This window comes from Amycolatopsis sp. CA-230715 (assembly GCF_018736145.1).
GTDB lineage: Bacteria > Actinomycetota > Actinomycetes > Mycobacteriales > Pseudonocardiaceae > Amycolatopsis.
In genome coordinates, this window is record NZ_CP059997.1 from 5,873,322 (window position 1) to 5,898,500 (window position 25,179).

Annotated in this window: 23 protein-coding genes, 1 pseudogene and 1 riboswitch; of the genes and pseudogenes, 13 read left to right on the top strand and 11 right to left on the bottom strand. The window is 69.2% G+C overall.

The genetic code is table 11. The annotated features are described in order from the left end of the window. Nucleotides 1-24 precede the first annotated feature (24 nt). Both HUW46_RS28285 and HUW46_RS28290 read left to right on the top strand, forming a co-directional pair. Nucleotides 25-1,176, top strand: coding sequence for an exonuclease SbcCD subunit D (locus HUW46_RS28285; protein WP_215541828.1), 1,152 nt, complete (start codon nt 25-27; stop codon nt 1,174-1,176). Continuing rightward, nucleotides 1,173-4,133 (top strand): AAA family ATPase, encoded by a 2,961-nt coding sequence (locus tag HUW46_RS28290; RefSeq protein ID WP_215541829.1) that lies wholly within the window; start codon nt 1,173-1,175, stop codon nt 4,131-4,133. The genes HUW46_RS28285 and HUW46_RS28290 overlap by 4 nt, the downstream gene beginning before the upstream one ends. A gap of 3 nt (nt 4,134-4,136) precedes the next feature. Here HUW46_RS28290 and HUW46_RS28295 read toward each other — a convergent pair whose 3' ends face one another. Continuing rightward, nucleotides 4,137-4,706 carry a TetR/AcrR family transcriptional regulator gene (locus HUW46_RS28295; RefSeq protein ID WP_215541830.1) on the bottom strand — a complete coding sequence of 190 codons (570 nt, stop codon included), beginning with the start codon at nt 4,704-4,706 and terminating at the stop codon, nt 4,137-4,139. Between HUW46_RS28295 and HUW46_RS28300 the strand changes: the two genes are divergently transcribed. Next, nucleotides 4,705-5,658 carry an SDR family oxidoreductase gene (locus HUW46_RS28300; protein WP_254124978.1) on the top strand — a complete coding sequence of 318 codons (954 nt, stop codon included), beginning with the start codon at nt 4,705-4,707 and terminating at the stop codon, nt 5,656-5,658. The genes HUW46_RS28295 and HUW46_RS28300 overlap by 2 nt on opposite strands. Before the next feature lie 23 nt (nt 5,659-5,681). Here HUW46_RS28300 and HUW46_RS28305 read toward each other — a convergent pair whose 3' ends face one another. Beyond that, nucleotides 5,682-6,182: a methylated-DNA--[protein]-cysteine S-methyltransferase gene (locus tag HUW46_RS28305; RefSeq protein WP_215541831.1), complete on the bottom strand. Its 501-nt coding sequence runs from the start codon at nt 6,180-6,182 to the stop codon at nt 5,682-5,684. Next, nucleotides 6,179-7,705, bottom strand: coding sequence for a DNA-3-methyladenine glycosylase 2 (locus tag HUW46_RS28310; protein ID WP_215550164.1), 1,527 nt, complete (start codon nt 7,703-7,705; stop codon nt 6,179-6,181). The genes HUW46_RS28305 and HUW46_RS28310 overlap by 4 nt, the downstream gene beginning before the upstream one ends. 108 nt (nt 7,706-7,813) lie before the next feature. Between HUW46_RS28310 and ychF the strand changes: the two genes are divergently transcribed. From ychF to HUW46_RS28330, 4 genes and pseudogenes are all read left to right on the top strand, one after another. Then, complete coding sequence (gene ychF, locus HUW46_RS28315; protein ID WP_215541832.1) at nt 7,814-8,896, top strand: redox-regulated ATPase YchF; 1,083 nt, start codon at nt 7,814-7,816, stop codon at nt 8,894-8,896. A gap of 334 nt (nt 8,897-9,230) precedes the next feature. Next, nucleotides 9,231-10,268 carry a ParA family protein gene (locus tag HUW46_RS28320; RefSeq protein WP_215541833.1) on the top strand — a complete coding sequence of 346 codons (1,038 nt, stop codon included), beginning with the start codon at nt 9,231-9,233 and terminating at the stop codon, nt 10,266-10,268. Continuing rightward, nucleotides 10,265-10,876, top strand: a complete 612-nt coding sequence (locus HUW46_RS28325; protein WP_215541834.1) for a HEPN domain-containing protein — start codon at nt 10,265-10,267, stop codon at nt 10,874-10,876. The genes HUW46_RS28320 and HUW46_RS28325 overlap by 4 nt, the downstream gene beginning before the upstream one ends. A gap of 344 nt (nt 10,877-11,220) precedes the next feature. Next, nucleotides 11,221-11,511: pseudogene (locus HUW46_RS28330) on the top strand (winged helix-turn-helix transcriptional regulator); the annotation flags it as partial. A 312-nt stretch (nt 11,512-11,823) separates the two neighbouring features. Here HUW46_RS28330 and HUW46_RS28335 read toward each other — a convergent pair. Then, the gene (locus HUW46_RS28335; RefSeq protein ID WP_254124980.1) at nt 11,824-12,075 is read right to left on the bottom strand and encodes a hypothetical protein; all 252 of its coding nucleotides are present in this window, start codon (nt 12,073-12,075) and stop codon (nt 11,824-11,826) included. A 63-nt stretch (nt 12,076-12,138) separates the two neighbouring features. Further along, nucleotides 12,139-12,429 (bottom strand): 4a-hydroxytetrahydrobiopterin dehydratase, encoded by a 291-nt coding sequence (locus HUW46_RS28340; protein WP_215541836.1) that lies wholly within the window; start codon nt 12,427-12,429, stop codon nt 12,139-12,141. 34 nt (nt 12,430-12,463) lie between these two features. Next, a riboswitch (TPP riboswitch) is annotated at nt 12,464-12,574 on the top strand. A 23-nt stretch (nt 12,575-12,597) separates the two neighbouring features. Here HUW46_RS28340 and HUW46_RS28345 point away from each other — a divergent pair. The 3 genes from HUW46_RS28345 to HUW46_RS28355 are packed head-to-tail and all read left to right on the top strand — an operon-like array spanning nt 12,598 to nt 16,255. Next, nucleotides 12,598-13,644: a thiamine ABC transporter substrate-binding protein gene (locus HUW46_RS28345; RefSeq protein ID WP_215541837.1), complete on the top strand. Its 1,047-nt coding sequence runs from the start codon at nt 12,598-12,600 to the stop codon at nt 13,642-13,644. Nucleotides 13,645-13,676: 32 nt separating this feature from the next. Then, nucleotides 13,677-15,242, top strand: coding sequence for an ABC transporter permease (locus tag HUW46_RS28350; protein WP_215550165.1), 1,566 nt, complete (start codon nt 13,677-13,679; stop codon nt 15,240-15,242). Beyond that, a complete protein-coding gene (locus tag HUW46_RS28355; protein ID WP_215541838.1) occupies nt 15,242-16,255 on the top strand; it encodes an ABC transporter ATP-binding protein in 1,014 nt (337 codons plus the stop codon). Before HUW46_RS28350 ends, HUW46_RS28355 begins: the two co-directional genes overlap by 1 nt. A gap of 96 nt (nt 16,256-16,351) precedes the next feature. Here HUW46_RS28355 and HUW46_RS28360 read toward each other — a convergent pair whose 3' ends face one another. The 5 genes from HUW46_RS28360 to HUW46_RS28380 form a co-directional block, all read right to left on the bottom strand. Continuing rightward, nucleotides 16,352-18,157: a glycoside hydrolase family 3 protein gene (locus HUW46_RS28360; protein WP_442860860.1), complete on the bottom strand. Its 1,806-nt coding sequence runs from the start codon at nt 18,155-18,157 to the stop codon at nt 16,352-16,354. Between the two features lie 65 nt (nt 18,158-18,222). After that, on the bottom strand, nt 18,223-18,390 hold the full coding sequence (locus HUW46_RS28365) for a hypothetical protein (RefSeq protein ID WP_215541839.1): 168 nt from the start codon (nt 18,388-18,390) through the stop codon (nt 18,223-18,225). A 25-nt stretch (nt 18,391-18,415) separates the two neighbouring features. Continuing rightward, nucleotides 18,416-19,297, bottom strand: coding sequence for an ABC transporter permease (locus HUW46_RS28370; RefSeq protein WP_215541840.1), 882 nt, complete (start codon nt 19,295-19,297; stop codon nt 18,416-18,418). Continuing rightward, nucleotides 19,294-20,283: an ABC transporter ATP-binding protein gene (locus HUW46_RS28375; RefSeq protein WP_215541841.1), complete on the bottom strand. Its 990-nt coding sequence runs from the start codon at nt 20,281-20,283 to the stop codon at nt 19,294-19,296. Before HUW46_RS28375 ends, HUW46_RS28370 begins: the two co-directional genes overlap by 4 nt. Further along, on the bottom strand, nt 20,280-21,359 hold the full coding sequence (locus tag HUW46_RS28380) for a LolA family protein (protein ID WP_215541842.1): 1,080 nt from the start codon (nt 21,357-21,359) through the stop codon (nt 20,280-20,282). Before HUW46_RS28380 ends, HUW46_RS28375 begins: the two co-directional genes overlap by 4 nt. A 145-nt stretch (nt 21,360-21,504) precedes the next feature. Here HUW46_RS28380 and HUW46_RS28385 point away from each other — a divergent pair, with 145 nt between their 5' ends. Genes HUW46_RS28385 through HUW46_RS28395 form a run of 3 tightly spaced genes read left to right on the top strand, consistent with a single transcriptional unit; the run spans nt 21,505 to nt 23,978 of the window. Beyond that, nucleotides 21,505-22,233 carry a response regulator transcription factor gene (locus HUW46_RS28385; RefSeq protein ID WP_215541843.1) on the top strand — a complete coding sequence of 243 codons (729 nt, stop codon included), beginning with the start codon at nt 21,505-21,507 and terminating at the stop codon, nt 22,231-22,233. Beyond that, entirely contained in the window at nt 22,230-23,567 is a 1,338-nt protein-coding gene (locus HUW46_RS28390; protein WP_215541844.1) for a sensor histidine kinase, read from the top strand. The genes HUW46_RS28385 and HUW46_RS28390 overlap by 4 nt, the downstream gene beginning before the upstream one ends. A 15-nt stretch (nt 23,568-23,582) precedes the next feature. After that, nucleotides 23,583-23,978 (top strand): (deoxy)nucleoside triphosphate pyrophosphohydrolase, encoded by a 396-nt coding sequence (locus HUW46_RS28395; RefSeq protein ID WP_215541845.1) that lies wholly within the window; start codon nt 23,583-23,585, stop codon nt 23,976-23,978. Between the two features lie 108 nt (nt 23,979-24,086). Here the strand turns inward: HUW46_RS28395 and trpS are convergent, their stop codons facing one another. After that, complete coding sequence (gene trpS, locus HUW46_RS28400; protein WP_215541846.1) at nt 24,087-25,052, bottom strand: tryptophan--tRNA ligase; 966 nt, start codon at nt 25,050-25,052, stop codon at nt 24,087-24,089. Nucleotides 25,053-25,179: the final 127 nt, after the last annotated feature.

Consider the following 25,179-nt stretch of genomic DNA (forward strand, 5'->3'; position numbering starts at 1 on the left):
GTGCGGGGCTCTAGCTTGGGCGGCGTGAGAGTCCTGCACACCTCCGATTGGCACGTCGGCCGCACCTTCCACGGCGCGGACCTCCTTGCCGACCAGGAGGCGATCCTGTCCCACCTCGCCGACCTCGTGGTCGACGAGGCGGTGGACGTCGTCGTCGTGCCGGGCGACGTCTACGACCGCGCGGTCCCCTCGGCCGACGCGGTGCGCGTGGCCACGGCCGCGCTCGGCAGGCTCCACGCGGCGGGGGCGCGGCTCGTGCTCACCTCGGGCAACCACGATTCCGCGCCCCGCCTCGGCGCGTTCGCGGATTTCGCCGCCGCGGGCGGGCTCCACCTGCGCACCACCATCGCTCGGTTGCACGAGCCGGTGCTCGTCGAAGACCGGCACGGCACCGTCGCGTTCTACGGAATCCCTTATCTGGAGCCGGAACCGGCGCGCCACGCGCTCGGCGTGCCCGACGCGCGCGGGCACACCGGCGTGCTCACCGAGGCCATGCGGCGGGTGTGGGAGGACCTGGCCGCCCGCGAGCCCGGCACGAGATCGGTCGTGCTCGCGCACGCGTTCGTCACCGGCGGCGCGCCGAGCGAATCGGAGCGCACGATCGCGGTCGGCGGCGTCGAACAGGTGCCAGGCTCGGTGTTCGACGGGGTCGACTACGTCGCGCTCGGCCACCTGCACGGGCCGCAGGTGCTGGCACCGCATCTGCGCTATTCGGGCAGCCCGCTCGCGTACTCGTTCCAGGAAGCCGCGCAGCGCAAGGCGGTCTGGCTCGTCGACCTCGACGAGAACGGCCTCGGCGAGGTGCGCCGCCGCGAGCTGCCGGTGCCGAGGCGGCTGGCGAAGATCAGCGGCAAGCTCGGCGAGTTGCTCGAGGAGCCCGTTTTCGAACAGGTCGTGGAGTGCTACCTGTCGGTCACGCTGACCGATCCGGTCCGCCCAGTGGACGGAATGCGCTCTCTTCGGGCGCGCTTCCCACACGTTGTGCACCTCGACTGGCAGCCTGAGGGCGGCGGCACCACGACGGCGCTCCGGTACGCGAAGGCGGTACGCGGGCGTTCGGACTCCGAGATCGCGGAGACCTTCCTCGCCGACACCCGGGGGGAGGTGCCCAACCACCGTGAACAGGAGCTGCTCACGGAAGCGCTAGAGGCGTCGGGACGGGAAGAAGAGGAATGAGACTGCACCGGCTGGAGGTGGCGGCCTTCGGGCCCTATCCCGGTCACGAGGTCGTCGACTTCGACGCCCTCGGTGCGGACGGCCTCTTCCTGCTGCACGGCGACACCGGGGCTGGGAAGACGACGCTGCTCGACGCCATCGCGTTCGCGCTGTTCGGGGTCGTTCCCGGCGCGCGCGGCCAGGTGAAGCGCCTGCGCTGCGATATCGCCGCGGAGCACACGCCGACCGAGGTCGCGCTCGAGCTGACCGTGCAGGGCCACCGGTTCCGGCTGGTGCGCAGGCCGGAGTACCAGCGGCCGAAGCGGCGCGGCACCGGCACCACCACCGAGCACGCGAAGGCTTCGCTGACCTGGCTCGACGACCCGCCGCACGGGAGCGCGCCGGAGGGGCTGATCCGGATCGACGAGGTCGGCCGGACCGTGCAGGACCTGCTCGGGATGAGCGCCGAACAGTTCTTCCAGGTCGTCCTGCTGCCCCAGGGCGAGTTCGCGCGGTTCCTGCGCGCCGAGACCACCGAGCGCGAGCAACTGCTCGAGCGGCTGTTCGGCACCGAACGCTTCGCCAAGGTGGAGCGCTGGTTCCGCGAGCGGCGCACCGAACGGGGCCGCGCGCTGGATCGGCGGCGGCAGTCTGTCCGGGAGTGGGTGGCGCGCCTCGCGCAGGCGGCGGGCCGCGAGATCCCGGAGAACGCCGATTCCGAATGGGTCGCCGAGCTGCTCAGCGTGGCGAAGGACGCGGTGTCCTCGGCGGAGCAGGCCGAAAGCCTGGCAAGGTCCAAGAGCAAGAAGGCCGACGAACTGCTCGCGGTCCGGACCGACGCGGCGCGTCGGGTGGAGCGGGTGCGCACGGCGCGGGCGAAGCTCACCGAGCTGGAAGCGCGCCGAGAAGAACGCGATGGGTGGGCGGCGCAGGTCGCGGCGGCGACGCGGGCGTTGCCGGTGCTCGACGAGGCCGGGCGCGCGGCGCGGCTGGAAACGCAGGCGCGCCAAGCACTTGAGACCGAGAAACGCCGTGAACAGGCGCTTGTCGAGCTGGGCTGCGAGGAACAGGGCGCCCCGGTGGAGCGGCTGCGGGAGCTGGCAGGTGGGCTCCGCGAAGAAGCGGGCGCGCTCGCCGGGCTCGTCGCCGAAGCCGATCGGCAGCGCGAAGACGAACGTGAGGTCACGAGGCTTCAGCAGGTCGAGAAGACTTCGGCGAGCGAAGCCGCTGAAGTGGCCACGCAGCTCGAAGCCGCACCCGCGAAGCTGACCGCGCTGCGGGAGCAGTGGATCGTGGCCGGTGAAGCCGAAGCCAAGCTCGAAGGCGTCCGAGCGAAGGAAACCGAGCTGGCCGGTTTGGTCGCCGACGCCGCGAAACTTCCGGGTGCGCAGGCGAGCCTGGCCACCGCGCAGGAGATCTTGCGTGCCGCGGTCGACGAGCACCAAACCGCGCGCGAGCACCGCCTGCGGCTGCGCGAACTGCGGCTCGATGGCATGGCCGCCGAGCTGGCGCGTGGGCTCCGGCCCGGCGACGACTGCCCGGTCTGCGGGTCCGCCGAGCATCCGGCACCCGCCGCCCCGTCCGGGGATCAGGTCGACGAGCGGCAGGAAAACCTCGCCGAACAGGCGGAAGCCCGCGCGGAAGCCGCCCGTGCCAAGGCGGAGGCCGCGAAGACCGAGGCCGAACACGCGGTGGCCGTGCTGCACGAGCGGCTGCGCGCGCAGTCGCCGGACGAACTGACCGCAGCGCACGCCAAGGTCAAGGCCGAAGCCGGCGAACTCGCGGTACTCGCGAAGGACAAGGCGCGGCTGGCCGGGCTGATCACCAAGACCGAAGCCGAGGCGGAGCAGCTGTCGGCCCGGCGCCGTGCCGCGGACGCAGCGGTGGCGAAGGCCCGCGCCGAACAGGAAGCGCTGACCGCGACGATCACCGAACGCCGCGAACGCCTGGAAAACGCGCGAGGCGAGCACCGCGATGTCGCTGCCCGGCGAGAACATCTGACCGGTGTCGTCGCCGCGCTCGACTCCCTCGCCGAAGCCCGCACGAGCAGGCTCGCCGCCGAGGAACGCCTCGACGAGCAGCGCGCCGTCGTGCGTGCCGCACTGGAAAAGGCGGAGTTCTCCGGTGTCGAGGACGTGAAGGCAGCCGCGAAGTCCGCGGACGAGATCGCCGAACTCGAAAAGCGCATCAGCGAGTTCGCCGCCGAGGAAGCGCGGGCGCGCGGAGTGCTCGCCGAGCCCGAACTTGCCGACGTGGCACCGGAAACCGAGGTCGACGTCGAGGCGGCGCGCGAGGCCGCGGCCGAGGCGCGCGAAGCGGCACGTGCGGCCTTCGCGACCCTCGAAGCCGCGACAGCGCGTTCGACGGAGCTTTCGGCGCTGACCGAGAAGCTGGAGTTCACCCTCGACGAGCTGGCGCCCGCCGAGGCCGAATTCGCCGAACTGGACGCGCTCACCGACGTCGTCAACGGCAGGGGCCAGAACGCACGCCGGATGTCGCTGCGCTCGTACGTGCTCGCCGCCAGGCTCGAAGAGGTCGCGCTCGCGGCCACCGCGCGCCTGCGCTCGATGAGCCAGGGCCGGTATTCGTTCGTGCACTCGGACGCCGCGGGTTCGCGGGGCACGCGCGGCGGCCTCGGGCTCGACGTCCTCGACGACTACTCGGGCGCTGTCCGGCCCGCGAAAACGTTGTCGGGCGGCGAATCCTTCCTCGCCTCGCTCGCGCTGGCTCTCGGTCTCGCCGACGTCGTCGCGGCCGAGACCGGCGGCGCGCTGCTCGACACCCTGTTCGTCGACGAAGGCTTCGGCACCCTCGACGCGGAGACGCTCGACCAGGTCATGAACATCCTGGACGAGCTGCGCGCCGGCGGCAGGGTCGTCGGCCTCGTCTCGCACGTCGAGGAACTGCGCCAGCGCATCCCGACCCGCCTTCGCGTGCACAAGGCTCGCAGCGGGTCCACAGTGGACCTCGTGGCCTAGGACTCAGCTCGGACCTTTGGTCAGCATGTCCATGAAGAGGTCGACGAGTGGGCGGGCTTGCTCTTCGGAGCCGTGCTGCACGGAATACGCGATACCGCCCATGAGGAGCAGGACGGTGTCGGGGGTGACGTCGGTTCGTAGGCTGCCATCGCGGGCACCGGCCGCGAGGAGGGTGGCGACGGCGTCGGTGAGCAGTGCGCGGCTGTCGGAGTACGGGTCGATCCCGGAGGCGATGACCGCGTTGAGGGCTTCGGACATCCCGCTCTTGGCCGTGGCGTAGCGGATGAAGTGCGCCATCCACCTCCGGGTCGCCTCGGCGGCCGGGTGCCGGGTGACGAGGTCGTTCACCTTTTCGCACACGTGGGTGAGTTGACGCCGGTAGGCGGCGTCGATGAGCACCTCCCTGGTCGGGAAGTGCCGGTAGAGCGTGCCGACGCCGACACCGGCCTGCTTGGCGATCGCGGCGGGTGCCGTGTCCAGCCCCTGCTCGCCGAAGACCCGTGCGGCCACCTCCAGCAGGCGTTCCCGGTTCTGCAGCGCGTCACTCCTGGTACGGCGGGGTGTGGCGGGCATGCGGAATCCTTCGAGGTCGATCTCCGATTGCTTTCCGGAACATGTTCCGCTTAACTTTAAGTGGAACATGTTCCGGTATCACTCTACCCAGGAGACGCCGATGTCCGCTCTCTCCGACAAGGCCGAACGGCACTGGCTCATCACCGGGGCCTCCGGCGGCCTCGGTCGCCATCTCACCGAACACGCACTCCGGAACGGTGACCGGGTCACGGCGACGGTTCGCCGCCCTGCGGCTCTCGCGGATCTGCGCGAGACGTACGGAGGCCAGCTGACCGTCGACGTTCTCGACCTCGCGCGACCGGTCCAAGTCGACGAAGTGCTCGGCAGGGTGCTCGGATCGGCGCCGGTGGACATCGTGGTCAACAACGCCGGATACGCGGTCGTGGGCGCTGCGGAGGAGATGACCGTCGAGCAGGTCCGCGACCAGATCGAGGTTCTCCTGCTCGCCCCGCTCATGATCACTCGGGCCTTCCTGGGGCCGATGCGCGCGCGGGGCGGCGGCCGCATCATCCAGATCTCCAGTATGGGCGGTCAGGTCGGCGTCCCCACGCACAGCGCCTACCACGCGGGCAAGTGGGGGCTGGAGGGCTTCACCGAGAGCGTCAGCCGCGAGGTTTCCGGCTTCGACATCCATCTCACCCTCGTCGAGCCGGGCGCCACTCGCACCGGCTTCGCCGGAGCCCTGCAGTACACCACGGAAACGGCCGCCTACCGGGACAACGCGGTCGGTCAGGCCCGGCGCTACCTGGAAACCGTCGACAAGAGCCTTTTCCCCGGCGACCCGGCCAAACTCGCCGCCGCCATCTACGACACCACCCGTCACCCGAAGCCGCCCCTGCGCCTGACCCTCGGTTCCGACACCTACAGCGCCGTCCACGCGGCACTCACCGAACGTCTCAGCGCGCTCGAAAGTCAGAAGGATCTTGCCGACTCCGTCGCCTTCACCGACTGAAGCCGGGTTCCCGCGGCAACTTCTCAGGCGGCTTCGTGTGTCAGCAGCCAGCGTTTGACGTCCACGCCCCAGCGGAACCCGCCCATGCCGCCGCCGGTGCGCACCACGCGGTGGCACGGTACGAACAGCGCCGCCGCGTTCTGGGCGCAAGCCGTCGCCGCCGCGCGAACGGCGGACGGGCGCCCCGCGAGCGCGGCGTAGTCGGCGTAGGTCACCGGTTCGCCCGCCCGCACCGTGCGCAGCACTTCCCAGGCGTGCTGGCGGAATTCGCCGGAGCGCTGGCGGACTTCGATGCCGTCGACAGCGTCGAGCGTGCCCGCGTGGTAGGCGCGGACGGCCTTGCTGACCGGCCCGAGATCGCGCTTCTCGCGCAGTTCGCCCGGTGCGACCGCGGGCGAGATCAACGGGGTCAGCTCGGCCACGTCGCCGGTCCAGCCGGAGGCGAGCACGGCGCCGTCGGTGGCCACGACGGCCGTGAACGGGCCGACCTTGGTGTCCATTGTGGACCAGTGTGCGATGCTCATGCGGAGACTCCTCGGTCGGCGGCGTGCCACAGGTACATGCCGGCGTAGGTGCGCCACGGCCGCCAGGCCGAGGCGTGTTCGGTCAGCTCGGTGATGCCCAGCGCGGCGGCGCCGCCGGAAAGCACGAGGTCGCCGGAAAGCAGGATGTCGGGACTGCCGAGCACCCGCATGAGCGTGTAGTCCGCCGTCCACGGCCCGATTCCGGGCAGTGCGAGCAGTTCGGCGCGCAGCTCACCGGGGTCGCGTCCGATGTGGACGTCGATCTTGCCGGAGGCGAGCGCGTCGGCGACGGCGACGATCGCGTCGATCCGGCGCCGCGGTCCGCGCAGCACCTCCCTGCCGCGCGCCGCGATCGCTTCGGGCGTGGGGAACAACGCGGTCAGCGTGCACTCGCCCGGCCACGGCAGCGTGCCGCCGAGTTCGGCGGTGAGCTTCCCGGCCGCGGTGCGGGCGGCGGCGACCGAGACCTGCTGGCCGAGCATCGCCCTGATCACCAGCTCCGCCCCGTTGACGGCGCCGGGAGCCCTGATGCCCGGCACCGCCACCACGACGGGCGCGAGCGCGGGGTCGGCGGACAGCACGTGCCGGATGCCTTCGGGATCCGCGTCGAGGTCGAGCAGGCGGCGGATCCTGGCGACCGCGCTGCTGAGGTCGCGGACGTCGGACAGGCGCAGATCGCAGCGGAAATGGCCGTCCGCTGGCCAAAGCCACGCGGTTCCGGCGCCGTGCGGGAGGCGGAGCGTGCGGCCGTAGCCGGTGATCCGGCCGCCGTCGGTGCTGATGTTCTCGACGCCCGGCACTGCGCGCGCCGCGAAGAACCGCAGGAGGCCGTCCGCGTCGAACGGTCTGCGGTACGGCAGCCGTAGCGTCAGCCTCGCCCCGGTGTTCCCGGCCTCCGCCTCGGCGGAGCCCGCACGCCGACGCGCTTTCGCCGCGGCGGCCCGCAGGTTCGACGGCGTCGTCGCGAACACCTCGCGGATCGTGTCGTTGAACTGGCGGACGCTGGCGAACCCCGCGGCGAACGCCACATCGGTCAGCGGGAGTTCGGACATCTCGATGAGCAGGCGCGCCGAATGCGCGCGGTGCGCCCGCGCCAGTGCGAGCGGGCCGGCGCCGAGCTCGCTGGTCAGGACCCTGCCGAGCTGCCGTTCCGAATAGCCGAGCCGCCGCGCGAGACCGGGCACGCCTTCGCGCTCGACCGCGCCGTCGGAGATCAGCCGCATGGCGCGCGCGGCGAGGTCGGCGCGCACGTTCCACTCCGGGGAGCCGGGCACCGCGTCCGGGAGGCAGCGGCGGCACGCGCGGTACCCGCCCGCCTGCGCGGCGGCCGAGGTCGGGTAGAACGTCACGTTCGCGGACTTCGGGGTGACCGCGGGGCACGAGGGGCGGCAGTAGATCCCGGTGGTGCGGACGGCCATGATGAACTGCCCGTCGAAGCGCGAGTCGCGAGCCGTGACGGCGCGGTAGCACCGTTCGGTGTCACGCCAGACGCCCTGGTCACGGGGGATGGTCAGTTCGGTCATGGGCTCGATCCTGCCACCGGCACCCGTCCCGCACTGGCGGGAATCCGCCATGACGATCCGGTGCCCGCCCGCCGTCGCCACCGGGGCGGCCACGTAGACTTCGCGGCCGTGAGTCTCACCCTCGGCATCGTCGGACTGCCCAACGTCGGCAAGTCCACCCTCTTCAACGCGCTGACGCGCAACGACGCGCTCGCCGCGAACTACCCGTTCGCGACGATCGAGCCCAATGTCGGCGTCGTGCCGCTGCCCGACGCCCGGCTGGACAAGCTCGCCGAGGTGTTCGGCTCGGCGAAGACTGTCCCGGCGGTAGTGTCCTTCGTCGACATCGCGGGCATCGTGAAGGGCGCCTCCGAGGGCGCGGGGCTCGGCAACAAGTTCCTCGCGAACATCCGCGAGGCCAACGCGATCTGCCAGGTCATCCGCGTGTTCGACGACCCGGACGTGGTGCACGTCGACGGGCGCATCGACCCGATGAGCGATATCGAGACGATCAACACCGAGCTCATCCTCGCCGACCTGCAGACGCTGGAGAAGGCGCTGCCGCGGCTGGAGAAGGAAGCGCGGACGAAGAAGGACTTCAAGCCCGCGCTCGACGCCGCGAAGAAGGCGAAGGAGGTCCTCGACGAGGGCCGCACGCTGTTCTCCGCGCAGAAGGAGATCGACGGCGAGCTGCTGCGCGAGCTGAGCCTGCTCACCACGAAGCCGTTCCTGTACGTGTTCAACGCCGACGAGGGCGTACTCACCGACGCCGCGCGCCGGGAGGAACTGGCGAAGCTCGTCGCGCCCGCCGACGCCGTTTTCCTGGACGCCAAGGTCGAGTCCGAGCTGCTGGAACTCGACGACGAGGAGTCGGTGCGGGAGCTGCTGGAATCGGTCGGACAGGAGGAACCGGGCCTGTACTCGCTGGCGCGCGCCGGTTTCCACACACTGGGCCTGCAGACCTACCTGACCGCGGGCCCGAAGGAATCGCGGGCGTGGACCATCCCGCAGGGCGCCACCGCCCCGCAAGCCGCGGGCGTCATCCACACCGACTTCGAACGCGGCTTCATCAAGGCGGAGGTCGTCTCGTTCGACGATCTGGTCGAAGCGGGCTCCATGGCGGCGGCGCGTTCGGCGGGCAAGGTCCGCATGGAAGGCAAGGACTACGTCATGACCGACGGCGACGTGGTCGAATTCAGGTTCAACGTCTAGCGGTGACAAGGGTCGGCATCGCGGAAGTTTTCGGCCTCACCGAATGTCAAGTGTATGTTGAACGGGCCCGACTACATGTCGGGCCCATTCAATGCTAGATCGGCAACTGAGTCCTGCGGTTTGTGCAGCACGAACCGCCATGCCTGAATACTCCACGGTCGCCTAACGAGGCATTGGTTTAGCGCTGGTTCACTGTCTCCTTCTGCAGTCAGCCGATAGTCGTGAGTTTATGTGCGGCAAACGGGTGAAAAATCTGCATTTCCCTAGGTCTGTGATCGTGCGAATCGTAAGATTCGTCGCCTGTTGGGGTTGGCGATACGAGAAGGATGGCGCTATGCAGTCGATTGCCCTATTTAACAACAAGGGCGGTGTTAGTAAAACTACGACTACGTTCAATCTTGGATGGATCCTCGCAGAACGAGGGCATCGTGTAATTTTGGTTGACGCCGACCCTCAGTGCAACCTAACTGGTATGGTAATGGGTTTCACTGGGATGGAAACACTTGAAGAATTCTACTCGCATAGCAGTGATCGAAATATTAAGAGCGCGTTGCAGCCTGTATTTGAGTCGCGTCCCAAAGTATTAGATCCGGTGGATTGTGTTCAGGTAAAGGGAAGAGATGGCCTCTTTCTTATGCCTGGTCATATACAGTTGGCTGAGTACGAAATTCAGTTGGGCATAGCCCAAGAGCTAAGCGGCAGCATTCAAGCCTTACAGAATATTCCAGGTAGCTTCAATCATTTGTTCACGATTACGGCAGAGGTTCTGCAGGCCGACTACTTGATCATTGATCTTAGCCCTGGATTGGGGTCTATTAATCAGAATCTGGTTGCGACGGCAGATTATCTCATTGTTCCAACTTCGCCAGACATCTTCTCGGTAATGGCTATTGAGTCGCTCGCGAGAGTGGTTCCTCGGTGGGTTAAATGGGCGAAAAGAGCAGCCGATATGGACATTTTCAAAGAAGCGGACTACCCTTTTCCAGAACCGAATCCTAAGCTGCTGGGTGCGCTCATACAGCGATACAATCTCAAGGGTAGAAAGCCTACTAGGGCTTTTCAGGAGTATATCGATGAACTTGGCGACGTCATGATGGAAAAACTGAAGCCTGCGCTTGGTTCGTGTGACATGCTGCTACCTGCGGACCGGTACAAGGCGGCCGAGTTCGAGGCGGAGCTTCGACTTGCTTCGATCTCGGACTTCAATTCACTTATAGCGATTTCGCAAAAGAAGCAAAAACCCGTGTTTTCATTAAATCAGCCCGATGTGAAACGCGGAGGAAATCTGTGGGACAATACGAAAAAAGCTATTGATGCTTTCCATGAAACCTTCAATGATATGGCCGCGAAGATCGAATCGTTGACTAAATGAGTGCGGCATCCTACCGGAATTTTGAGCGCGAGATCGCTAGATGTCGAGATTTGGTAGGTCTCAGCGAGAAGTTGCGCGCAATTGCCGGTGCGGGTATGCAATGGGATGATTTGCTGCGTTCGGCGTTGGTCTTTGGGGTAAGTGCGCTGGACCATTACGTTCATGACGTCATTGTTATCTCTCTTGTGGAGATCTTTGAGGGAGTGCGACAAAAGGGGGTTGGATTCTGTGGCCTTCAGTTGCCAGCGTCGTTAGCTTTTGATCTTGGGAAGGTTGAATCAGAGTATGAATCGCAGTTGATTTGTCGCTCGGTAATTCGGGAAGCTGTGTCAAGAAAGACATATCAGCGCGCTGACGATATAGCGGCAGGTCTGAAGTTGATATGTGATCCACCCTTTTGGTCGACCACCTACGGAAAAGGGGCCGGTGCCGAACGGATGCGAAAGAAACTTGACCTGATAGTCAATAGAAGGAATAGAATAGTGCATGAGGCAGATCTTTCTGATCTTGCACTCGGTGAAAAATGGCCAATAGACGAAGTACTTGCTTCAGGTGCGCTCGATCGTATCAGTGACGTAGTTAGAGATATCCGTCAATTTGTGTCATAATTTCAAGTTTACTTGTCAAGTTTCTATTATTTATTTTGTCGCTAACTAGTTTACTGAACAGCATTTCAGTCTTGCTTAAATTGTGTGTCGATAGTTATCAGTTTGCCGCTCGGTGATTGTTTCGCTTTTGAGTGCGGAAGATGTGCAGTTCAATGGTCAATCAACGTTTCCCCAGGGTTGTAACTAGGACTCCTTCATCTCGACACGGTGCGAAGATCGAATCTGCCGTTGTCTGGGCGGGGGTGCGCGGTACGTGTCCCTGCTCCGACGTCTGGCGCACTGAGGAGCAAAGGGTAATCGCGGCACGTAGCTTCGGTGGGGTGAGGGAGTCTCTTCAGCCGGATATGTTCGCGCCGGGATGCCCGTCGAGCGTGACGCCGTTCCGGATCGCCGACAAGTGGGGTGGCCTGGTGGTGTTGTGTCTTGAGCGCGGGCCACGGCGGTTTTCGGAGTTGCAGGTGCCGCTCAGGGGCGTCACGCCCAAGGTGCTCACGCAGACGCTTCGCGCGATCGAGCGGGACGGGATGGTTACGCGGACCGAGTATGACGAGGTGCCGCCTCGGGTCGAGTACGAGCTGACGGAGCTGGGGCGGACGTTGCTGGCACCGCTCGCGGCTTGCCGGGTGTGGGCGGCCGAGCACCTCGGCGAGCGGCGCGCGAAGAGTACGCGCGCAAGAAGAAGCGGCTTCACGCGCGGAGGCGTGAAGCCGCTTCGAGAACGGGAGTCAGCCCGCGATGCCGAGCACGATGACGCTGAGCAGCGTGATCGAGGTGGCGAGGAAGGTCACCCAGGCGCGCTGGGCGGAGGTCAGGGCGGGGCTCGAGGTGGTGCTGTTCATGGCGATCCCAAGGGGCGTGTAAGGGTAGTTCCGCGTGGGGTAACGCTTTGATCACGCGGATTGTTAACAACTGTGCCCTAAATCACGCCGAGATCGCATAAGCGGTGGTCAGTGCGGTTCGTGGTGCCGCTTGCGCGCGGTGAACCAGAGCACCCCGCCTGCGGCCGCGACCATCAGGACGAACGCGAGCCCGCCGACCACGAGTGCCTGTGTGACGTCGCCGGACGCGGCCGCGGCTTCCTGGCCGCGCGTGGCGGCCGGGGCCTTGCCGGTGTCCGCGTTCGCCGGGACAACCAGCGCCAGCGCGGAGACCGCCAGCACCGCCAGTGTCGCGCCCAGCCGGGTGAAGAACTTGATCATGTGCATCCCTCCTGATGGAGGGACGCGCGAGACCCGTGATCATGTTGCCCGGGGCGACCAAGGTCACAGGCTGTTGATGGTCTCGTCGATCTGCTGGGCGAGCGAGACGTCCTTGCCCGTGATGCCGCCGTCGGAATGGGTACTCAGCCGGAATGTCAGCGTGCGCCAGCGAATGTCGATGTCGGGGTGGTGGTCGACGCTCTCCGCGAGCTCGGCTACCCGGTTCACCACGGCGATCGCCTGGCCGAAGCTGTCGAGCTTCGTGGTCTTCACGATCGAATCGCCGTCCCGCTGCCAGTCACTCAGCGTGGCGAGTGCTTCGGAAATCTGCGTGTCGTTCAGTAGGTCCGCCATGGCACTCCATGGTGCTACGGCGGCTAGTACGCTGCACGGTTGCCACGGGAGTCCGGCACGGCCGGGCTGAGAGGCGGGCACCGCACCGCGACCGTTCGCACCTGATCCGGATCATGCCGGTGGAGGGAGGCGTACCCAGCCTCCTGCCGGTCGAAGCGAGGAGGACCCATGGGAGTCAAGCGGCTGGCGAGTGCGCTGGGCGCGATCGGGGTCCTGCTGGCGGGGTGTTCGCTCGGCGGCGAGCAGGGCGCGCCGCAGGGGCCTACCGTCGTCACGCTGGCCACGCACGATTCGTGGGCGGTGCCGCAGGACGTCCTCGACGCCTTCCAGCGGCAGTCCGGTGTCCGGATCCAGCCGGTCAAGCAGGGTGACGCGGGCGCGTTGACGAACAAGCTGGTGCTCACGAAGGCCAGTCCGATCGCCGACGCCGCGTACGGGGTGGACTCGACGTTCGCCTCGCGCGCGCTCGCCGAGGGCGTGTTCGCGCCGTACACGAGCCCGGAGACGGACCGCGGCCCGCAGCGCTACGCGATCGACCCGGAACACCGGCTCTCCGCGGTCGACGTCGGCGACGTGTGCGTGAACGTCGACACGGGCTACTTCGCGTCGAAGAACCTCCCGGTCCCGGCGACGCTCGACGACCTCGCCGACCCGAAGTACCGGGACCTGCTGGTGCTGGAGAACCCGGCGACCTCTTCGCCCGGTCTCGCGTTCCTGCTCGCCACGGTGTCGAAGTACGGCGAGACGGGCTGGCAGGACTACTGGAAGCGGCTGAAGGCCAACGGCATGAAACCGGTCAGCGGCTGGGAAGAGGCCTACACGCAGGACTTCTCCGGTTCCTCCGGCAAGGGCCCGCGCCCGATCGTGGTCTCCTACGCCTCCTCGCCCGCCGCCGAGATCGGCAACGACGGCAAGCCGCGCACGAAGGCGCTGCTCGACACCTGCTACCGCCAGGTCGAGTACGCCGGGGTGCTCACGAACGCGAAGCAGCCGGAGAAGGCGCAGAAGGTCGTCGACTTCCTGCTGTCCCAGCAGTTCCAGACGACGGTCGCGGCGAACATGTACGTCTACCCGTCGCGCCAGGGCGTCGACCTGCCCGCGGGCTGGGCGGACACCGCGCCGCTGCCGTCGAAGCCCGCTTCGCTGCCCGGTGACCAGGTGCAGGCGGGACGGGAACGGTGGATCGGCCAGTGGCGCTCGCTCATCGAGTCCTGACCAGGCGCGGTACCGGGCTGGCGCTGCTGGCCGTGGTGCCGATCGGCTTCCTCGCCGTGCTCTTCGCGTGGCCGGTGCTCGCGATCGTCGGGCGCGGCTTCTCCGGTGGCGGCGTCACTACGGCGCTGGCGAGCGGGGAGACGTGGCGGCTGGCCGCGTTCACGCTGGCGCAGGCCGCCGCGTCCACGCTGCTGGCCGTCGTCGCGGGCTTGCCGGTGGCGTTCCTGCTGGCGCGGGTGCGACTGCCGGGCGTCGCGCTCGTGCGCACGCTCGTGCTGATCCCGTTCGTGCTGCCGACCGTCGTGGTGGGCCTGGCGTTCCGCGCGCTGTGGCCGGGCGGCGGCGTGGTGTCGATCGTGCTCGCGAACGCGTTCTTCAACGTGGCGGTCGTCGCGCGCACGGTCGCGGGCCTGTGGACGCACCTCGACTCGCGCGCGGAAGCCGCGGCCCGCGCGCTCGGCGCTTCGCGGTGGCGCGCGTTCCGCGAGGTGACGCTGCCCGCGCTCGCACCCGCGATCGGATCGGCCGCGGCGGTGGTGTTCCTGTTCTGCGCCACCAGTTTCGGCGTCGTGCTGATCCTCGGCGGCGCGCGGTTCCGCACCCTGGAGACCGAGATCTACCTGCGGACCGTGGATCTGCTCGACCTTTCCGGCGCGGCCGCGCTTTCTCTCGTGCAGCTCGCCGCCGTGGTCGCCGCGCTGGTCGCGGGCGCGGTGGCGAGGCGACGGCGGGAGACCGCGCTCCGCCTTCGAGCGCGGGCCGAAACCGCTCGACGGCCGGAGGGGCGCGAGTGGTGGGTCGTCGGCGCCGGGCTCGCGGTGCTGGCCATGACGCTCACCCCGATCGTCGCGCTGCTGGTGAAGTCGGTGTCCACTCCGGACGGATGGAGCCTCGACGGCTACCGCGCGCTGTCCGGGCACGGGTCGACCGGCACGCTCGCGGTTTCGGGCTGGGACGCGGCGATCCGGTCGCTGCGCACCGCGACGGACGCCACGCTCCTCGCCATGGTGATCGGCGTTCTCGCCTCGGTGCTGCTCGTGTCGCTGCGGCGTGCGCCCGGCCGTGTCGCGCGCGGGGCGGGGGAAGTGATGGACGCGGCGCTGATGCTGCCGCTGGGGGTGTCCGCGGTGACGGTCGGCTTCGGGTACCTGGTGACGCTCGACGCGTTGCCTGGCGACCTGCGGACGTCACCGTTGCTGGTGCCGCTCGCGCAGGCGCTGGTGATCATCCCGCTGGTGATCAGGATGGTGCTGCCGGTGCTGCGCTCGGTCGACGAGCGGCTGCGGCAGGCGGCATCGACGCTCGGCGCGAGCCCGGCGCGGGTGTGGCGCGAGATCGACGTTCCGCTGACGATCCGCGCGGTGGTGGCCGCGGCCGGGTTCGGATTCGTGGTGGCACTGGGCGAATTCGGCGCGACGAGCTTCCTCGCGCGGCCCACTTCGCCGACGCTGCCGGTCGCGATCTCCTCGCTCATCTCCCGGCCGGGTGAGCTGAACAACCAGATGGCCTACGCGGCGTGCGCGCTGCTCATGCTCGTCACCGTGGCGGCCGTCGCGGTGATCGACCGGATCGGCACCGGCACCGTGGGGGAGTTCTGATGGCGTTGTCGGTGGACGGTGTGAGCGTGCGCTACGGCTCGTTCGAGGCGGTGCGCGACGTCGATCTCGACATCGCCGACGGCGAGGTGCTCGCGTTGCTCGGGCCTTCGGGATCGGGGAAGTCCACGCTGCTGCGGGCGATCGCCGGGCTCGAACCGGTGACCGGCGGGTCGGTGCGCTGGGACGGGCACGACCTCGCGCACGTACCGGTGCACCGCCGCGAGTTCGGCCTGGTCTTCCAGGACGGGCAGCTCTTCCCGCACCGCGACGTGCGCGGCAACATCGCGTTCGGGCTGCGGATGCACCGCGTGGCGAAGGACGAACAGGCCAGGCGGGTCGACGCGCTGCTCGACCTGGTCGGCCTGGCCGGGTACGGCAAGCGCCGCATCACCGAGCTGTCCGGTGGCGAGGCGCAACGCGTCGCGCTGGCGCGGGCGCTCGCGCCGAAGCCGCGGCTGCTGCTCCTGGACGAGCCACTGTCCAGTTTGGACGCGAGCCTGCGCGAGCAGCTCGCGGTGGACCTCGCGGAGTTGTTGCGGGGAGCCAAGATCACCACACTGGTGGTGACGCACGACCAGGAGGAGGCGTTCACCCTCGCGGACAGGGTCGCGGTGCTGGAGCGCGGCGAGGTGCGGCAGGCGGGCGCGGTGCCTTCGGTGTGGCGCAACCCGGTGGACGAAACGGTCGCGGCTTTCCTCGGGGTCACCACGTTCCTCGACGCGCGGGCGGCCGAGGGTGTGGTGACCTCCGCGCTGGGTTCGGTCGAGGTGCCCGAAGCGCGCGACGGCGCGGTCCGATTAGGACTGCGGCCGACCGCGCTGCGCGTGGCACCGGACGGGGTCGACGGCGAGGTGGTCAGCCGGGTGCACCGGCGGGAGCACCTCCGCCTCGTGGTGCGCGTTCCGGCGTTGGAATCCACAGTGGACGCCGTGGCCCCGGTGAGCGCGGACCTGCGCGCGGGCGACCCCGTGCACCTCGCCCTCGACCCGGATGGCGTCGCGATCGTGGGCTGATTTCAGGGCGGCGCGAGGGGAGCTTTTGTGGCGCCTGGTTCCCCGAGGGCGGCCTTCGGGGACTTGAGCGCCCCGAAGGCCACCTTCGGGGACGGGTTACCAGGTGAGGCCGTGGCCGAAGGGGTAGAGGACCTTCCCGGGGTCGGTACCGGAAGGTACCTCGACGGGGAGCTTCCCGGCCGGGGAAAGCTTGCCCCGCAACACCTTCGCCAGCGTCGCCATGCTCACGTCACGCCAGTCGTAGGTGGCCACCCAGGTCGGCACGTCCGCGAAACCGGGGTCGTACGGCTCCTGGATGGACACCGCCACGACGGGCTTTCCCGTTGCCTGCAAGCCTTTCACGAGCGCGGCCTGACCCGCGTTGGTGCGAAGGCCGTTCGTCAGCACGACCACGGTGTCCGCGTCCTTCGCGGCGGCCACCGCTTCGCTGACCTTCGCCGCGGCCGGGTTGGCGCCGGTGGGCAGCGCGGTGCCGCCGAGCTGCTTCGCCAGCGAGGTCACCGGATCGGCCGGGTAGCCGGGGAAGTCGGGCGAGTTCCAGCCCGCGACCAGCACCTTGCCCGGCTTCTTCAGCGGCAGCAGCTTCGCGTCGTTGCGCAGCACGGTGGTCGTCTTCGCACTGATGCGCGAAATGGCGTCCTTGTGCTCGCGGGTACCGACGACGCACGGCACTTCGCGCTCGTTGACCAGCGGCTTCGCCAGGATGCCGCGTTTGGACTTGACCTTCAGGATCCGCGCCACGCTCTGGTCGATGCGGGATTCGGTGAGCCGTCCGCTGTGCACCGCGTCCGTCACGCCCTTGATCGCCACGCCGAGGTCCGGCGGCAGCAGCATCTGGTCGACGCCCGCTTCCAGCGCCAGCACCGGGACCTCCGCGTCGGGGTACATCTTGCGCACCCCGTCCATCCGCAGCGCGTCGGTCACGACGAGGCCGTCGTAGTGCAGTTCGTCGCGCAGCAGGCCGGTCATGATCGGCTTCGACAGCGTCGCCGGGTTGCCGGACGGGTCGAGGCTGGGCACCGAGATGTGCGCCGTCATGATCGAGTCGACGCCCGCGGCGATCGCGGCCTTGAACGGGGGCAGGTCGATCTGCCGCCACTGCTCCGCGGTCCGCTTGATCACCGGCAGCCCGGTGTGGCTGTCCTCGGCGGCGTCACCGTGGCCGGGGAAGTGCTTGGCCGCGGTCGAAACCGTCTCGGTCCGGCGTCCCGAGTTCTGGTAGCCGTCCACCTCGGCGGCGACCATGCTGCTCGCCAGCGCCGGGTCCGAGGAGAACGACCGCGAGCCGATCACCGGGTTCAGCGGGTTCGAGTTGACGTCGGCGACCGGCGCGAAGTCCTGGTTGATGCCCATCGCGCGCAGTTCGCGCCCGTTGATCGAGGCCAGCTTCTTGGCGTCGGCGGTGCTGCGGCCTGCCCCGACCGCCATGTTGCTCGGGTACTCGGTGGCGGGCGCGCTGATCCGGGTGGTCTGGCCGCCCTCCTGGTCGATGGACAGGATCAGCGGCAGGTGCGAGCCCGACGACAGCGCCGCGCGCTGCAGGCCGTTGGACAGGTGCGCGAGCTGCGCGGGATCGTCGACGTTGTCGGTGTCGGCGGCGGGGTTGTTGAAGTAGATGATCCCGCCGACGTGGTAGCGCCGCACGACCTCGGCCGGGGTGTCGACGCCGTAGAGCTTGCGGTTGCCGGGGTGGGCCTCGTCGGCGGACTTGCCGAAGACCGTCGGCACGAACAGCTGGCCGATCTTCTGCTCCAGCGTCATCCCGCGCAGCGCCTGCGCGGCGGACGCCTCATCGGCCGCGCTTGCCGTGCTCGCGACGGCGATCCCCGACAGGGCGATGAAACCGGCGCAGGACAGTGCGAGTGCTCTTCTGGAACGGGTGCTCGGATGCCTTGTTGGCACGTCGGATCCCCTCTCTGGTCTGGCAGCGCCGACGTCGGCGCGCAGCACGAGCCGATCCGAATGGTCTAGTCCACGTCGACCGGCATCGAGAAGCTACTGACCAAACCCGAACCGGTCAATCCACCGCTGTGCCATTCGGAGTAAGGATTCCCGGCCGCGATATCGGGGTGATAGCCGAGCTTCGGCGCCGTGAAGGCCACCATGACGGCATTGAGTGCCGTCATGGTGGCCATCAGGGACTCGGAAGCCGGGAAGAGCTCAGCCGTCGCGGGTGGTGATGCGCGCGTAGGCCAGCGACAGCGCGATGACGATGTAGCAGACCGCCCGCACCGCGCCCTCAGTGAGCCCGCCGGACGGGATCGGGTCCCGCAGGATGTCGGGGATCGCCTCCCACGACTTGTTCAGCAGGAACGGGTGCAGCCACGACACCGCGGACAGCATGCTCAGTACCTGGAACACGATCGTGCCCGCGAGCACCGACACCACCACGAGCATCGGGTGCTCGGTGCAGGTGGAGATCGCCAGCGCGACCGCGCCGACGGCCCACAGCTGCAGCACCACCCAGGCGGTGGCCAGCCCGACCCTGCCGAGTGTGTCCCAAATGGACAGTGTGTCGCCGGAGAGGGTGAACATGGCGCCGGGGCCGTTGATGATCAGCCCGGTGACGAACCCGGTGATCGCCATCAGACCGGCCGCGCACACCGTGACCGTGGCGACACCGAACGCCTTCACCGCGAGCAGCCGTCCCCTGCTGACCGGCGCGAGCAGCCAGCCGCGCAGGGTGCCGTTGGCCGCCTCGCCCGCGATCGCGTCGGCACCGGCCATCGCCGCGGCCAGTGGCAGCAGCAGTTGCAAAGTCACCACGAGCGCGGCGATCGGCAGCACGAAGGCGTTGCCCGCGGCGGCGCTGAGCACTCCGCCGCCAGGGCCGTCCTGCGCGCCGTTCGGGGCGTTGTTCGAGTCGACGAGGGTGAGGCTCACGCCGAGCACGACCGGGATCAGCGCGAGCATGCCGAGCACCACGAGCGTGCGCGGCCTGCGGAAGATCCAGCGCAGCTCGGCGCGCGCGAGCCGGAACGGCGAAACCCGGTTCGCCTGCCGGATTTCCGTCGAGACCGGTGCGAGGGGCACGGTGGTCATCGCTCCTCCTCGATCTCTTCCTCGCCCTGGGTCAACCGGGCGAAGAGGTCTTCGAGCCCGGTGCGGGCACGCGACGCCTCGTGCACCGCGATCTCGCCCCGCACGAGTGCCGCGATGGCCTCCGGCGCGGTGGTCGCGGCCAGGTCGACGCGCACGCCTTCCGGGGTGAGCCTGGCCGAGATCCGGTTGTCCCGCAGCACTTCGATCGCCCTGTCACCGTCCGGTGTGGACACCAGGAGGCCGGGGCTGCCGGATTCCAGCAGTTCCGAGAGCTCGCCCTGGGCGACCACGGATCCCGCGTTCAGCACCGCGACGTGCGTGCAGGTCGCTTCGACCTCCGCGAGCAGGTGCGAGGACACGAGCACGGTCACGCCGTCGGCGTGCAGCTCACCGATGATCTTGCGGATTTCCCTGGTGCCGGCCGGATCCAGCCCGTTCGTCGGCTCGTCGAGCACGATCATCCGCCGCGGCACGAGCAGCGCGCTGGCGAGGCCGAGGCGCTGCTTCATGCCGAGCGAGTAGGCGCGATACCGCCGGTGCGCGGCACCGGTCAGCCCGACGCGCTCCAGCGCGGCTTCGACCGCGGACGGCACCGAGTTCGACGCCAGCCGCGGTTCGGCGGCCGCCATCCGGAACAAGTTCTCGCGCCCGGAAAGGAACGGGTGGAACCCTGGCCCCTCCACGAGCGCGCCGACGTCGGGCAGCGCGTCCCCCGCGCCGTCCGGCATCTTCTGCCCGAGCAGTTCGACCTCGCCCTCGGTCGGGCGCACGAGGCCGAGCAGCATCCTGATCGTGGTCGTCTTGCCGGAGCCGTTCGGCCCGAGCATGCCCAGCACGGCCCCCGACGGCACGTCCAGGTCGACCTGGTCCACCGCGACCGTGCCGCGGTAGACCTTGCGCAGTCCCCGAGTCCGCGCGGCTGGGGTGGGGACGGGTGCGCCCGCGCCTTCCGGCGCGGACACACCCGCCTCGACCGAAACGGTCACTTCGTCCCCAGTGCCTCGACGAGCACCTGCTCGGGCACGAAACCGGCGGCGACCCTGCCGTCGTCGGTCAGCAGCGCGGTGCCGACCTTGGTGCTCACCACGTGCCCGGTGCCGAACGCACCGCTCACCGGCTTGCTGATCTTGTCCAGGAACGCCTTCGGGTCGACGCTCTCGCCGTGCTTGTCCGCCTTGCCCTTGCCCATGTTCGACAGGGCGTCCGCGGGAAGCTGCCCGACGAGCACGGTGTCCCAGCCGGTGCCGACCGTCTTCAGGTTCTGCTGGATCTCGGCCTTCGCCTTGTCCTTGTCCTGCTGGTCGATCTTCGGCTGCTGCTCGGTCACCTTGGCGCCCGCGGGCGGGGTGAACTCGAACAGGTTCGCGGGCTGCGGCGTGAACGAAACGTCGGTGAAGCCGACCTGCAGCGCCGGGTCCGCCGAACCGTTGGACAGCACCGAAAGCTCGAGCGGCAGCCGCTTTTCGGCGTCGACGGCGACGCGGACCTCGCGCAGCAGCGTGCGCTCGGTCGGCTTCGGTGTGAGCACCAGCTCGTACGCGGCGCGGCCCGCGACGCGCGCGGTGCCCTCGACGCTGACCGTGCTGCTTTCCCGCACAGCGCCGAGCACCTTGGCCGCCATCGCGGCCGGGTCGACGGCCTGGCCGTCGGCGTGCTTGTTTTCGGCACCGGCGGGCAGGGTCGTCTTGGTCGCGGTGTTGCTGCCGGAGTTGTACGTCCACACGGTGTTGCCGTTGTGGACGACGGTCTGCTCGCCCGCGCCCTTCTGCATGGAGACCTTGCTGTGGCCCTGGCCGTCGGTGAACACGCGGGCGGAGTCGGCGTTGAGCGCGGCGGTACCCGGCAGGCCGACCGGCAGCCCGAGGTTGTTGGTCAGCTTCACCGAGCCGTTCAGCGCGGGCGTCGGCGCGGTGACCGCCGACTGCACGAGCTCCTCCGCGCTGACGGCGGGCAGCTCCGGGGCCTCACCGGCGTCCGCGGGCATCGCGATGAACGCGAGCCCCGCGACGCCAGCGGCGGTCCCCACCGCCGCGGCGGCGAGCGCCTTCTTCTTCGGATTCATGCTGTTTCTCCCTGTGGTCGATGAGCTCGATTGTGCTCGTTTCCCGACACTCAGGCTTCCCTCTCGAGGCTGAGATCGTACTGAGACGGCTTCTTACGCTGAGAGAACGCTGAAAGCCTGCGCGCGTGAACAGGGAAGAAAGGGCATGCTGAACCACGTGAATCCTCGGGTACTGGTGGTGGACGACGAACCGGGCGTCCGCAAGGCGCTGCAGCGCGGCCTGCGCGCGGAGGGCATGGACGTGGTGACGGCCGCGGACGGGCCGAGCGCGCTGCGGCTCGGGCAGACCGGCGCGTTCGACGTGCTGCTGCTCGACATCATGCTGCCCGGCCTCTCCGGTTACCGCGTGCTGCAGCAGCTGCGCGCGGAAGGCGTCCGCACCCCGGTGCTGATGATCTCCGCGAAGGACGGCGAGGTCGACCAAGCCGACGGTCTCGACCTCGGCGCGGACGGGTACCTGGTGAAGCCGTTTTCCTTCGTGGTGCTGGTGGCGCAGGTGCGCGCGGTGCTGCGCCGCGCCGCGAACGACGGGGTGCGCGGCTCGCTGCGGGTCGGCGAGCTGGAGGTGGACCGCGCGGTCAAGCAGGTGCGCTGGCGGGGCGAGCCGGTCGCGTTCAGCCCGCGCGAGTTCGCGTTGCTCGAGGTGCTGGCGGGTCGCGCGGGCACGGTGGTGACGAAGGACGAGCTGTTGCGCGCGGTGTGGGGCGACGAGCAGGCCGCGACGCGCAACGTCGTCGAGGTCTACGTCGGGTACGTGCGGCGCAAGCTGGACGCCGCGGGCGCCGGTGCGCTGGTGCGGACCGTGCGGGGGCACGGGTACGTGGCGTCCGATCCGAACCTGGACGAGGTCATGAGCGCGGCCGGTCCTGCGTGACGCGGGCGCCGCGGTGGTGGCTGCGGCGGTCGTTGCGGTTCCGGATCACCGCGATGGCCGGTGCGGTGACCCTGGTGTTCCTGCTCGGTCTCGCCCTGCTCGCGGGCAAGGGGCTGAGCCCGCTGCTGATCAGGTCGGTCGACGGCGAGCTGGACAGCGCGCTGTCGTCGGCCTCGGCGACGGTCTCCGATGGCAAGCCGATCCAGGCGCGGTCCGGGGTCACGATCAGGGTGCTCGACACCGCTGGTGCGCCGGTGGACGGACTGCCGTCGCCGGGGCTGCGCCACGACGAGGTGCGCGCGCTGAAGGCGGGCACCCCGGTCAAGACCGACGAGGGCACGAAGTGGCGCTGGCTCGGGTCCGTGGTGACCGCGCCGGACGGCTCGCAGCGGCTCGTGGTGGCCGGGGCGGGCCTGGTCGGGTTCGCGTCGGCGGTCGCGGGCGGATCGCACTGGCTGCTGTGGGTCGCCTCGGTCGGTGCGCTCCTCGCCGCGACGGCGACCTGGCTGGTGGTGCGCTCGGCGCTGCGGCCGGTCGGCCGGATGCGGCGTGCCGTGCAGGGACTGCCGCACGGGGAACGGCTCGACCTGCCGGAGGCGCACGACGAACTGCGGGCGCTCGCGGCCGAGTTCAACGGCCTGCTCTCGCGCCAGGAGGACGTGAGCGAGCGGCTGCGGCGGTTCACCGGCGACGCGGCGCACGAACTCCGCTCGCCGGTGGCGTCGATCAGGGTGCAGGCCGAGGTGGCCGTGGCGAATCCGGACCCGGAGCTGGCGCAGGAAACGCTCGCCGACATCCTCGCCGAGTCCGAACGGCTTTCCGCCCTGCTCGACGGCTTGCTCACGTTGGCGAGATCGGACGCGGGTGAGATTCCGCCCGCGGAACCGGTCGAGCTGGTCACCGAGGCGCGCGCGGCGATCGCGCGGCTGCCCTCGGGTTCGCCCGCCGCGCGGGTCAGCGGCGTCGCGGGCAGGGCGTGGGCGCACGCCGCCCCGGCCGAGGTCGAGCTGATCCTGAACAACCTGCTGCGCAACGCCTGCCGGTACGCCAGCGCGCAGATCGTGGTGTCGGTGCTGGCGTCGAAGGCGACCGTGCGGGTCGTGGTCGACGACGACGGCCCGGGTATCGCGCCGGAGCACCGCGACCTGGTGTTCGACCGGTTCTACCGGGTCGCAGACGATCGCGCGCGGACCTCGGGCGGCACCGGGCTCGGCCTGGCGATGGTGTCCGAAGCGGTGCGGCGGCGCGGCGGGCGCGTCACGGTCGGGGAGTCCCCGGAAGGCGGCGCGCGGTTCGTCGTGGTGTGGCGGAAGGCCGACGGTGAACCCGGTTGACGTACCGTCGCGGTCGTGAAATCGGGTGTGGTGGTGGGCGCCGCGATCGTGCGCGCCGGAAAACTGCTCGCGCAGCAACGGGCCTGGCCCGTCGACGCGGACGGCAAATGGGAGCTGCCCGGCGGCAGGGTCGAGGCCGGGGAGTCCGATGTGGACGGACTGGCGCGTGAATGCGCCGAGGAACTGGGCATCGCGGTGACCGTCGGCGAGCGGGTCGGCGCGGACGTGGACCTGCCGGGCGGGAAGGTGCTGCGTATCTTCGCCGCCGCGCTCGCCGACCCCGGCGAAGAACCGCGCGCCGTCGAGCACCGCGCGCTGCGCTGGCTCGCTGCGTCCGAATTGGACGGTCTCGACTGGCTCCCCGCGGACCGGATCCTGCTCCCCGATCTCCACGCCCTGCTGACGGCGTAGCCCACCCTTCGCGTTGCTGTGCCAGCCTGCCCTGATGGCCACCTTCACGGCATTGAGTGCCGTGAAGGTGGCCATCAGGGGCGAGCAGGGACGCCCCAGGGGCGACCGTCAGCCCGCGCCGATGAGCCGGAGCGCGCTCTGCAGGCGGTGTTCCCCGCGCGCGGACGCCCGTGTCGCGCCAGCCTTGCGCACGCGCGCCAGTTCGCCCGCGTCGGCGAGCAGTGCCGTCGCGCCCTCCCGGATCGGGCGCAGCTCTTCGATCACCGCGTCGGCGACGGTCTCCTTGAGCGCGCCGTACGAGGAATGCTCCTCGGCGAGGTCCGCCGGGGCCTTCCCGGTGCACGCGGCCAGGATGTCCAGCAGGTTCGCCAGCCCCGGCCGGGTCTTCGGCTCGTAGGCCGGGACCCGCTCCGCGTCGGTGACCGCGCGCATGATCTTGCGCCGCACCAGGTCCGGCTCGTCGAGCACGAACACCACGCCCGCCTTGTCCTGCGTGGACTTCGACATCTTGCGCGCCGGGTCGGCCAGGTCGCGCACGCGCGCGCCCGCCTTCGGCAGCACCGCCTCCGGCATGGTGAACACCTCGCCGTAGGTGCCGTTGAACCGGCGCGCCAGCGCACGCGCGAGTTCCACGTGCTGGCGCTGGTCCTCGCCGACGGGCACCTCGGACGCGCCTTGGAGCAGGATGTCCGCCGCCATCAGCACGGGGTAGGTGAGCAGGCTGAGCCGGACCCCGCTGCGGCCTTCGGCTTTTTCCTTGAACTGGATCATCCGCGCCGCTTCGCCGTAGCTGGCGGTGCATTCCAGTATCCAGGTGAGCGCACCGAGTTCGCGGGCGAGATCGGACTGCACGAACACCCGCTCTTCGGGGATCCCGGCCGCGATCAGCACCGCGAGCTGCTCACCGGCGAGCCCGCGCAGCTTCCCCGGGTTGTGCGTGGTGGTCATCGCGTGCAGGTCGGACACGAAGTACAGGTCGTGCTCGCCGCCCTCGGCGGCCCACCGCCGCAGCGCGCCGAGGTAGTTGCCGAGCTGCACGTGTCCGGACGGCGTGATGCCGGAAAGCCTGGTCATGGTGGTGGATCTCCTCCTCGGGTTCCCGCCGCCGCAGGAGCAGGCGCCCCCAGACATGCAAAAGGCCGCCCCCGGGGCGGCCTGGTCTGGTGCGCTGTGCCTTCGGTGCGCAGGGTCAGTGGCCGCC

Bases quoted from the DNA above. Each gene is read 5' to 3' on its own strand.
- HUW46_RS28290 (WP_215541829.1), top strand. From the start codon at position 1,173: ATGAGACTGCACCGGCTGGAGGTGGCGGCCTTCGGGCCCTATCCCGGT.
- HUW46_RS28300 (WP_254124978.1), top strand. From the start codon at position 4,705: ATGCGGAATCCTTCGAGGTCGATCTCCGATTGCTTTCCGGAACATGTT.
- HUW46_RS28295 (WP_215541830.1), bottom strand. From the start codon at position 4,706: ATGCCCGCCACACCCCGCCGTACCAGGAGTGACGCGCTGCAGAACCGG.
- HUW46_RS28305 (WP_215541831.1), bottom strand. From the start codon at position 6,182: ATGAGCATCGCACACTGGTCCACAATGGACACCAAGGTCGGCCCGTTC.
- HUW46_RS28310 (WP_215550164.1), bottom strand. From the start codon at position 7,705: ATGACCGAACTGACCATCCCCCGTGACCAGGGCGTCTGGCGTGACACC.
- HUW46_RS28320 (WP_215541833.1), top strand. From the start codon at position 9,231: ATGCAGTCGATTGCCCTATTTAACAACAAGGGCGGTGTTAGTAAAACT.
- HUW46_RS28325 (WP_215541834.1), top strand. From the start codon at position 10,265: ATGAGTGCGGCATCCTACCGGAATTTTGAGCGCGAGATCGCTAGATGT.
- HUW46_RS28335 (WP_254124980.1), bottom strand. From the start codon at position 12,075: ATGATCAAGTTCTTCACCCGGCTGGGCGCGACACTGGCGGTGCTGGCG.
- HUW46_RS28340 (WP_215541836.1), bottom strand. From the start codon at position 12,429: ATGGCGGACCTACTGAACGACACGCAGATTTCCGAAGCACTCGCCACG.
- HUW46_RS28345 (WP_215541837.1), top strand. From the start codon at position 12,598: ATGGGAGTCAAGCGGCTGGCGAGTGCGCTGGGCGCGATCGGGGTCCTG.
- HUW46_RS28355 (WP_215541838.1), top strand. From the start codon at position 15,242: ATGGCGTTGTCGGTGGACGGTGTGAGCGTGCGCTACGGCTCGTTCGAG.
- HUW46_RS28365 (WP_215541839.1), bottom strand. From the start codon at position 18,390: ATGGCCACCATGACGGCACTCAATGCCGTCATGGTGGCCTTCACGGCG.
- HUW46_RS28370 (WP_215541840.1), bottom strand. From the start codon at position 19,297: ATGACCACCGTGCCCCTCGCACCGGTCTCGACGGAAATCCGGCAGGCG.
- HUW46_RS28380 (WP_215541842.1), bottom strand. From the start codon at position 21,359: ATGAATCCGAAGAAGAAGGCGCTCGCCGCCGCGGCGGTGGGGACCGCC.
- HUW46_RS28385 (WP_215541843.1), top strand. From the start codon at position 21,505: ATGCTGAACCACGTGAATCCTCGGGTACTGGTGGTGGACGACGAACCG.
- trpS (WP_215541846.1), bottom strand. From the start codon at position 25,052: ATGACCAGGCTTTCCGGCATCACGCCGTCCGGACACGTGCAGCTCGGC.